Source organism: Deltaproteobacteria bacterium GWA2_45_12 (assembly GCA_001797365.1).
GTDB lineage: Bacteria > UBA10199 > UBA10199 > UBA10199 > UBA10199 > UBA10199.
The window spans coordinates 1-8,827 of the sequence record MGPH01000063.1 but is presented as its reverse complement, the minus strand read 5'-3'; the positions used below and the strand labels follow the sequence as shown (position 1 = coordinate 8,827).

General features: G+C 44.8%; 8 protein-coding genes and 1 tRNA gene. 4 read left to right on the top strand and 5 right to left on the bottom strand.

The annotated features are described in order from the left end of the window. Positions 1-69 precede the first annotated feature (69 nt). From A2048_08355 to A2048_08340, 4 genes are all read left to right on the top strand, one after another. Positions 70-2,895, top strand: coding sequence for an isoleucine--tRNA ligase (locus A2048_08355; GenBank protein ID OGP07549.1), 2,826 nt, complete (start codon positions 70-72; stop codon positions 2,893-2,895). Then, on the top strand, positions 2,892-3,473 hold the full coding sequence (locus A2048_08350) for a signal peptidase II (GenBank protein OGP07470.1): 582 nt from the start codon (positions 2,892-2,894) through the stop codon (positions 3,471-3,473). The genes A2048_08355 and A2048_08350 overlap by 4 nt, the downstream gene beginning before the upstream one ends. A gap of 106 nt (positions 3,474-3,579) precedes the next feature. Further along, positions 3,580-4,368 carry a hypothetical protein gene (locus A2048_08345; GenBank protein OGP07469.1) on the top strand — a complete coding sequence of 263 codons (789 nt, stop codon included), beginning with the start codon at positions 3,580-3,582 and terminating at the stop codon, positions 4,366-4,368. A 36-nt stretch (positions 4,369-4,404) separates the two neighbouring features. Beyond that, positions 4,405-5,076, top strand: a complete 672-nt coding sequence (locus tag A2048_08340) for a hypothetical protein (protein ID OGP07468.1) — start codon at positions 4,405-4,407, stop codon at positions 5,074-5,076. Between the two features lie 56 nt (positions 5,077-5,132). Here the strand turns inward: A2048_08340 and A2048_08335 are convergent, their stop codons facing one another. The 5 genes from A2048_08335 to A2048_08315 form a co-directional block, all read right to left on the bottom strand. Beyond that, complete coding sequence (locus tag A2048_08335) at positions 5,133-6,179, bottom strand: agmatine deiminase (GenBank protein ID OGP07467.1); 1,047 nt, start codon at positions 6,177-6,179, stop codon at positions 5,133-5,135. A gap of 99 nt (positions 6,180-6,278) precedes the next feature. Next, a complete protein-coding gene (locus A2048_08330; protein ID OGP07466.1) occupies positions 6,279-7,130 on the bottom strand; it encodes an acyltransferase in 852 nt (283 codons plus the stop codon). A gap of 126 nt (positions 7,131-7,256) precedes the next feature. Next, positions 7,257-7,341: transfer RNA gene (locus A2048_08325), tRNA-Leu, on the bottom strand. Between the two features lie 153 nt (positions 7,342-7,494). Further along, positions 7,495-7,851, bottom strand: a complete 357-nt coding sequence (locus A2048_08320; protein ID OGP07465.1) for a preprotein translocase subunit SecG — start codon at positions 7,849-7,851, stop codon at positions 7,495-7,497. Positions 7,852-7,941: 90 nt separating this feature from the next. After that, a complete protein-coding gene (locus tag A2048_08315; GenBank protein OGP07464.1) occupies positions 7,942-8,703 on the bottom strand; it encodes a triose-phosphate isomerase in 762 nt (253 codons plus the stop codon). Between the last annotated feature and the right edge of the window lie 124 nt (positions 8,704-8,827).

The window sequence follows — 8,827 nt, the reverse complement described above, 5'->3', positions numbered from 1 at the left end:
GAGCAATCCTCACGAGCCCCCAGACTAAACATTTGCATTTAAAAAAATTATGTGAAAAAAAAGGAACCCATGGATTATAAAAATTCGCTTAACTTGCCCCAGACTGAATTTCCGATGAAGGCCAACTTGCCCCAGCGCGAGCCCCTGACTTTGAAGCAATGGGGAGACCAGGATGTCTATCAAAAGCTTCTGTTAAAAAACAAGAAGAACCCAAAATTTATTTTGCATGATGGCCCTCCCTACGCCAATGGGCACATCCATTTTGGTCACATTCTCAATAAAATCTTGAAAGACATCATTGTTAAGTACAAAAACATGTCCGGCTTTGTAAGCCCCTATGTTCCGGGCTGGGATTGCCATGGGCTTCCCATCGAATTGGGAGCCATCAAGGAGCTTGCTGAAAAAAACAAAGACAGGGCCAGCCTAACCCCGTTACAAAAACGGGAAGCCTGCCGGAATTATGCGCATCGATTCATTGAAGATCAAAAAAAGGATTTTAAACGTCTTGGAATTTTTGGCGATTGGGATCATCCCTATCTCACACTCACCAATCAATACGAAGCCGATATCGCGCGCGAATTTTTAGGTTTGTATACCAAGGGTTTTATTTATCAGGGGAAAAAGCCGGTGTATTGGTGTGTTTCCTGCCAGACCGCCCTTGCAGAGGCGGAGGTCGAATACGAAAATATCACTTCACCCTCCATTTATGTGGCGTTTCCCCTGGCTGATGCCTTCAAACTTGAAGCGGAAGAGGTTGAAGATGCCTCTTTGGTCATATGGACAACAACTCCCTGGACCTTGCCGGCCAACGTGGCCGTGGCGGTGGGAGAAAAATTCGAATATGTTCTTCTTGAGCTTGAAGGCAAACATTACCTGCTGGCACGCGCCTTAAAAGATGCTTTTCTTGAGGCTATCGGGTTTAAGGGAGAAGCTGTTGAGAGAAAAGTTTTTTTGGGATCAAGTTTGGCCCAATTAAAACTTGAATACCGTCATCCCTTTATTAAAAGAATTTCTCCTGTCGTGTTGGGGCATCACGTGACTCTTGAAACGGGTACGGGGCTTGTCCATATCGCTCCAGGCCATGGTCAGGAAGATTATGAAATCGGTCAAAAAAACAAGTTGGAAACCTTGTGCCCCGTGGATGAAGCCGGACGGTTTTTGAAAGATTCGATGGCCGAAGCTGTTTTTGATGAAGTAAAACAATGGGAAGGGGTGAAGGTTAAAGAGGCCAATGGCGTCATTGTTCATTTTTTACATGAAAAGAAAATCCTCTTAAATGCACCGACCCAAACATTAAATCACAGTTTTCCCCATTGCTGGCGTTGCAAGAAACCCGTCATTTTCCGGGCCACCAAGCAGTGGTTTTTATCCCTTGAGCACAGTGATTTGCGCAAAAAAGCACTTCGCTGCATCAATGGGGATGTCAAGTGGATCCCCCAATGGGGGCACGATCGTATTTTTGGGATGATCGAAAACAGGCCGGACTGGTGTCTTTCGCGGCAGCGTGTCTGGGGAGTGCCCATCATTGTTCACCATTGTGCCCAGTGCCAAACTCCTTTGTTGAACCAGAAAATTGGTGACTCTATTTGTTCGATTTTTGAAAAGGAAGGGGCAGATGCCTGGTGGAAGGATTTTAAACCCCTTCTTCCTGAAAATACAGTCTGCAAATGCGGTTCCAGGGAATTTATCAAAGACGCAAGTATTTTGGATGTGTGGTTTGATTCCGGTGTTTCGCATGCCGCTGTTTTGGAGCGTCGCCCTGAGCTTGGAAGCCCTGCCGATTTATATCTTGAAGGTTCTGATCAGCATCGGGGATGGTTTCATTCATCTCTTTTAACCAGCCTTGCCTCCCGTGACAGGGCCCCTTACAAGGCCGTACTCACTCATGGTTTTGTGGTGGATGGACAGGGGAAGAAGTACTCCAAATCAGCCAAGAATTATGTTCCTCCGGAAAAAGTTTTGAATGAATTGGGGGCAGAACTTCTGCGTTTGTGGGTAGGGGCCGAAGATTACCGAAATGACATTCGTGTCTCGGATGAAATCATCAAAGTCTTGGCTGAAATTTATCGCAAAATCAGGAATACGTGCCGTTTCATGCTGGGAAATTTGTACGATTTTAATCCTGAAAAGGATTTAGTTCCGTTTGAGAAGAGAACAGAACTTGATCGTTATGCCATGGGATTTCTTTTTGATACAGTGGCTAAAATTGAGAAGGCCTATCAAAATTATGAATTTCACGGCGTGCATCACACATTGAACAAGTTTTTTACCGTTGAGCTTTCTGCCGTGTATCTCGACATTTTGAAAGACCGGCTCTATTGCGAAAAAGCCTCCGGTTTTTTACGTCGTTCGGCACAGTCAAATTTATTTGATATTTTAATGGCGGTTCTTCCACTCATGGCTCCCATCCTTTCTTTTACGGCAGAAGAAGTCTGGTCTTTTTTGCCGGTCAGTGCACAGAAGACTTCATCCGTGTTTTTTGCTTCCTGGCCACGGCTTGGCGAAAATATCAAAGATAAAAATCTTGAAGCCCGTTGGAGCCGTGTTCTCACGATAAGGGACGAGATTTTAAAGGCCTTGGAAGAAACGCGTAAAAAGAAGGAAATAGGGCACTCGCTAGACGCTAAAGTTGTTTTGTCAGCCGAAGGAGAAACCCTTGAGTTTTTAAAAGAATACCAAGATCAATGGAGCCAGATTTGTATTACGTCCCAGGTTGAGGTTGTTGAAAATGTTTCGGGCTATCAGTTTAAAAGCAGTCTTGTCCCATCATTAACCGTAAGCGTTATGCCGGCTTTGGGGAAAAAATGTGAACGTTGTTGGAATTATTCTCTCTATGTGGGACAATCGCCAAAGCATCCTGGTTTGTGCCAGCGATGTGAGGGAGTTGTTTCATGAAAAAACGAATCCTTATTCTTTTTTTAGTGGCTTTGCCTGTTTATTTGCTCGATCAACTCACCAAACATCTTGTTGTCCAAAAAATTGCCTATGGGGATCATATTGTTGTCTTAAACAATTTTTTCGACTTGATCCATGTGCGCAACACGGGAGGTGCTTTTGGCCTTTTGGCAGCATGGGACTCAAGTTATCGCGATATCTTTTTTTATGTGTTGTTTGTTGCGGCCATTGGTTTCCTGGTTCATTTCTTAAAGCAAATTCCTGCTGAAGAAAAAGTGGCACCCTATCCCATTGCCCTTATTTTTGGGGGCGCCGTGGGAAATTTATCTGACCGTATCTTTAGGGGGTCTGTCGTCGATTATCTTTCATTCCATTGGTACAACAGATATGTTCAGTGGGAAATATTCGGCTATCCACTAAGCTTTGAACTTTCATGGCCGGCTTTTAATGTGGCCGATGTGGCCATTACCTGTGGCGTGCTTTGGTTGTTGTTTCAAATGGCCAAACATCAGCGGAAGGAACTCAAAGTGACCAAAGAACACAAGTTCGCCGATTGGCGTGCCCCGGACATAGAGTAGGAAATGGTGAACCCCGTTCCGTACACGGAATCCCGCTACGCGGTGATCGAACCAAGGCTTGCATCTACATGGTTCGACTTAGCTCACCATGTTCTGCTATCTTGCTATGTTTCCCTTCATCATCAATCACGACCCCTGGGTACTTCCTACCTTCTTTTTCATGGTCATGGTGGCTTCCGTTGTAGCCACATTTTTTTTGTATTGGCAGGCCCCTAAAAAGGGATTTTCCCAAATTGCCGTTTTGGACATTTCCCTTTTTGGCACCTTGGGAGGAATCATTGGCGCACGCCTTTTCCATGTTTTTGTTGAGGCGCCATCCTATTACTGGGAAGATCCCATTCGTGTGTTTTACGTATGGCAGGGTGGTTTTGTGGGGTACGGGGCTTTTATCGGCATTATGGCCAGCACCCTGCTTTATGTTTTTGTGAAAAAATTACCTCTGTTGGACTACGCTGATTTTGTGGCCACGGCTTGTCCCTTCATCATCTTTTTTGTGCGTGTTGGATGTTTGGGTGCGGGATGTTGCTATGGAAAGCCCACCCATTTCTGGCTCCATCTTTCATTTACAGACCCGGCCTCCGATGCGGGGAGCGATTTTCCGGGTGTTAAGTTGCATGCGACCCAACTCTATGACATGGCCAATGCGGCGTTCATCTTTTTCTTTCTACAATGGTTTTATCCACGACGAAAATTCAAGGGACAAATTTTCCTGCTTTTCCTGATGATGTACGCTTTTTTCAGGTTTTTTATTGAATGTTTGCGAGGGGATGCTGATCGCGGGGTTTATTTGGATGGGCTTATCTCCACTTCGCAAGTTACAGGGATCGTTATCATTGCTGTTTGCAGTATTTTTTATTTTGTCTGGCAGAAAAAGTATAAGATCACAGCTTTATAAGGGCGGTTGCGCTACCCGTCCCTACGAAGGGCCAATATGTCCGGTTTAAACGAAAATACAAAAATCGTGCGCGAGGCTTTTCTTGTTTGGGGTGTTCTTATCCTTGTTTTTAAAATTCTTTTTTTGTTTCAGGGTATTTCCTGGATCGATGAGAATACTTCCCTGATTATGGCCGTTGGTTTGTTGTATGCCCCCCTGGCCCTTTCATTCAAAAAACATGAAAGAATCAATTTCATTGATAATTCGGTTTCAGATTTGTGGGCCTCTTTGATTTATTTTTTTGTCTTTTCACTGGTTTTGTTCCCTTTTATTTTTGTCGGAAACCATTTTTATCAACTCATTCTGGGGCATTCCTTTCATTGGGAAAATTATACCGGATGGGGGAAGCTTATTTTTGCCCAATTAACCCTGGTGGCCCTTCCGGAAGAGTTTTTCTTCAGGGGATATATGCAGAACCGGCTTAATTCCTATTTTGGCAAAAAATGGAAATGGTTGGGTGTAAAAGTGGGGCCCGCTCTTTTAATAAGCTCTCTTGTTTTTGCAGTGTCGCACAGCATCCTCACTTTCCAGTGGTGGCATATTTTTATTTTTTTCCCAGCATTAGCCTTTGGCTGGCTCTTTGAGAAAAGAGGAACCATCACAGCCCCTGTCTTGTTTCACCTTGTCTGTAACCTGTTTTCACAATGGGTGGGTGGGCATTATTATTAGGGGCAAACCATTTATGCTCTTTCATGGGCCAAGCTGGGACAGGTATTGCCGTAAAATTACACCGCCGGTTGTTGCTGTGTGAGACAATGAAAAGCTCCCAATCCCCAGATAAGATCTGTTGCATTAATTCCAACCACTTTTCGTGTGGAAAAGAGGTTTTGAAGGGTTTCCAGGGCTTTTTTGTCGTTAAGATTTTTGAAAGTGGGGACTAGCACGACTTTGTTGGCAATGTAAAAATTGGCGTAACTGGCCGGTAGTCGTTCGCCCTGATAAACAACGGGGCCGGGCATGGGAAGGGGAATAATATTGAAGGCTTTTCCGTCTTGATCTTTCATGCTGGATAAACGCTTCAGGTTGTCTTGAAGGACCTTGTAGTTTTCATCCCTGGGGTCTTCCTCAACCACGGTGAGGATGGTATTGGTGTTGACAAAGCGGGAAAGGTCATCCACATGTCCATCGGTATCATCCCCTATGATGCCATCCCCCAACCACAAAATATGAGAGACTCCCAGATATTGTTTTAGTTGTTCTTCAATTTCCGGTTTTGTCATGCCGGGATTGCGGTTTTTATTTAAAAGACAGGATTCGGTCGTGAGCAAATATCCATTTCCATTGACATCAATGGAGCCACCCTCAAGGATCATGCGTGAGCGAAAAGCAGGCACACCAAGATATTTGGCTATTTTTTCAGGAACGATGTTGTCTAAATCCCATGGAGGATATTTTCCTCCCCATTTGTTGAAATCCCAATCGGTGACGGCAAGCTCTTTTTTATTTTGAAGGGAGCGTGTGACAAAAATGGGGCCATGGTCTCTGATCCAGGCGTCATTGTTGGGAAACTGATGCAGGAAAACATGTTTCATGTTGCATCCTGAACGGAACAGTTTTTCATGCACCTTATTTTCCATGGCCTGATCATTCACATTAATATGAACATCTTCCCCTTCGTGAAGGGCTTTAACCATTTGTACATAGACATCAGGAATAAGTTCAATTTTTCCAGGCCATGAAGACTTATTATGGGGCCATGCAAGCCATGTGGCAGAGTGGAGTTCCCATTCGGCGGGCATTCTATATTCAAGTTGGGAGGGGGTGGGGGGCATGGGGCAAATCCTCCCTCCCTTGAGGGGAGGGAGTTAGAGGGAGGGTGGCCCCGAGATCACCCTCTCTCTAACCCTCTCCCCTCAAGGGAGAGGGGATATTTACAATTGATGATACAAATCCTTCCGTCTGTAATCCAAAAACGGCCAATCTTTTCTTACTTTGTTAATTCGGGAAAGATCAACCGTCTGGGTGAGAATTTCCTCGTTGTGATGGGAAGCCTGCTTAAGGAGTACGCCCATTGGGTCACACACAAAAGAGCCTCCCCAAAAATCCAGATGATCTTCCTTGCCCGTGCGATTGCATGCGGCCACAAAAACGCCATTGGCAATGGCGTGGGAACATTGAATGGTCTGCCAGGCGCTGAATTCATTTTTTCCAATGTCTTGTTCGCGTTCCTGCCGGGGCCAGCCAATGGCTGTGGGGTAGAAAATAATTTGCGCTCCCTGGTTGGCCAGGGCCCGTGCGGCTTCAGGGTACCATTGATCCCAGCAGACAAGGACACCGATGGTTCCATATTTTGTATGGAACACAGGGTACCCTAAATCACCCGGTTTGAAATAATAGAGCTCCGAGTAATGGTTGGGGAGATCATCCGGGATGTGATTTTTTCGGTATTTACCCAGCAGAATCCCATCCGCATCAAACACGACAGCGGTGTTGTAATATTCTTTTTCCTTCGTTACTTCATAGAGGCTGGACACCAACACAATTTTATTTTCTTTGGCTGTTTGACTTAAGATGTCGGTTGTTTTGGAAGGAATGGGTTCTGCTAGATCGAAAAACTTTTTGTCATTGGTTTGGCAAAAATATTGGCTTTTGAAAAGTTCGGAGAGGCAGACGATTTGGGCTCCAAGATTTGCCGCTTCTTTAATTTTTAAAAGGGCTTTGTTCAAATTTTCCTGAACGTTTTCGGAGCAGGACATTTGAATGAGGGAGAGGGTTGTTTCCATAACGAAGAACGAATTACGAAGAACGTGAACGAAAATTGGGCGCCATCCTCATTAATGAAGGGCAAGGCAATCGAAATTCGTTGACGTTCTTCGTTCTTCGGGAAAAATTGGGCTGGCGCCCAATTTTTGTGCCCAGGGCGGGACTCGAACCCGCAAGCCTTGCGGCATGCGCCCCTTAAACGCACGTGTATACCAATTCCACCACCTGGGCATTCATCCACGGTTGATGAGAATGCCCCATCTGCGGCGTTACCACAGTAAACTGCTTCCTGCGACGTACCTTGGGGTACGTGCAGGGAGTGGCCTCCTCGTCGCCTTGCAGCTGGAGCATTCTCATCAACCTTTCAAAGAACTCTTTCTTAAATTAATTCGCGGGGACCGGTGGCACCTCTTTATTTTCCGGCGCGATCGGAGGGGCTTCTTCCTTTTTTTCTTCCATTTTGTCAAGAACAGAACCGCCCAGTGAAGTCATGTCATTGCGTTTGATGCTTGATAACGAGAGGGACGTAATCAAAAAAAAGAAAGCTGCCACTGTTGTTGTTTTGGAAAGAAGGGTTGAGGCCCCTTTGACTCCAAAGAGAGACTGGGAACCGCCTGCTCCAAAAGCGGAGCCCATATCGCCCCCTTTTCCAGCTTGCAGTAAAATGACGATAATCAAAAAAATACTAATAAGATAGTGAACGACTAAAATAACAGGTTCGATTGTTTGTAAGAATTCCATAGTTTATTTGTGTGTTGAAGTGCGGATGTTCTGAAGTGCGGATGTTTAAAGACTCACAACAACCTCAGCACTTCCGCACTTCCGCACAACTCAAGAATCATTAACAATTTGGGAAAAAGAGTCAACCGTTAGGGAAGCCCCTCCCACTAAAAGACCATCTATATTGGGTTGTTTGGTTAAATCTTTGGCGTTGTCCGATTTTACTGAACCCCCATAAAGTATTCGTATGTTGGCTGCAACTGTTTTGTCAAATCGGGTTTCTAGCCATCCACGAATCTGTGCATGAACCTCTTCAGCTTGTTCTGGGGATGCATTATGCCCTGTACCAATGGCCCACACAGGTTCATAGGCAATTGTTAAGTGTACAGCTTCTTCTTTTGAAACAAGCTCGAGCCCCTTGGTTAGCTGATGGGTAATGATGGACATCGTTTTATTTTTTTCATGTTCTAAAAGTGTTTCCCCCACACATAAAATAGGGTTCATGTCGTGTTTTAAAACACTCGATACTTTTTTTCCGATCCATTCATCGGTTTCACCAAAAATATGGCGTCTTTCGGAATGGCCGACCAAAACATAACTGCATTCAACTTCTTTTAGAAAGACGGGGCTTATTTCTCCCGTGTAAGCACCCGTGTTTTCGTAGTGGCAGTTTTGAGCTCCCAGTTTGATGAAAGGAGTTTCAGACTCCTGAAGTGCCATGGCCAAGGGATAAAGAGAAGTAAAAGAGGGGCATAGGACAATATCGGATTTTTTCCCCAGAAGAAGGGCCTTTTTCAAGTGAGTGATAAACTTGATGGAATCCTCAATGGTATGATTCATTTTCCAATTGGCGACAATAAGTAAGGTACGCATAGGGGTAGTTGATAGTTGGCTTGTTGCTTGTTGCTGGTGCCAGTAAGAATTAATTTTACTAGGAGCCTGTCGGAATAATCATTTTCTTACTCATGATTTTTTCCAGACTCTGATTTTTTCGTGA

What these genes read in the sequence shown, in the direction of transcription:
- A2048_08315 (OGP07464.1), bottom strand. Translation starts at nt 8,703, where the DNA reads ATGCGTACCTTACTTATTGTCGCCAATTGGAAAATGAATCATACCATT.
- A2048_08350 (OGP07470.1), top strand. Translation starts at nt 2,892, where the DNA reads ATGAAAAAACGAATCCTTATTCTTTTTTTAGTGGCTTTGCCTGTTTAT.
- A2048_08320 (OGP07465.1), bottom strand. Translation starts at nt 7,851, where the DNA reads ATGGAATTCTTACAAACAATCGAACCTGTTATTTTAGTCGTTCACTAT.
- A2048_08335 (OGP07467.1), bottom strand. Translation starts at nt 6,179, where the DNA reads ATGCCCCCCACCCCCTCCCAACTTGAATATAGAATGCCCGCCGAATGG.
- A2048_08340 (OGP07468.1), top strand. Translation starts at nt 4,405, where the DNA reads ATGTCCGGTTTAAACGAAAATACAAAAATCGTGCGCGAGGCTTTTCTT.
- A2048_08355 (OGP07549.1), top strand. Translation starts at nt 70, where the DNA reads ATGGATTATAAAAATTCGCTTAACTTGCCCCAGACTGAATTTCCGATG.
- A2048_08345 (OGP07469.1), top strand. Translation starts at nt 3,580, where the DNA reads ATGTTTCCCTTCATCATCAATCACGACCCCTGGGTACTTCCTACCTTC.
- A2048_08330 (OGP07466.1), bottom strand. Translation starts at nt 7,130, where the DNA reads ATGGAAACAACCCTCTCCCTCATTCAAATGTCCTGCTCCGAAAACGTT.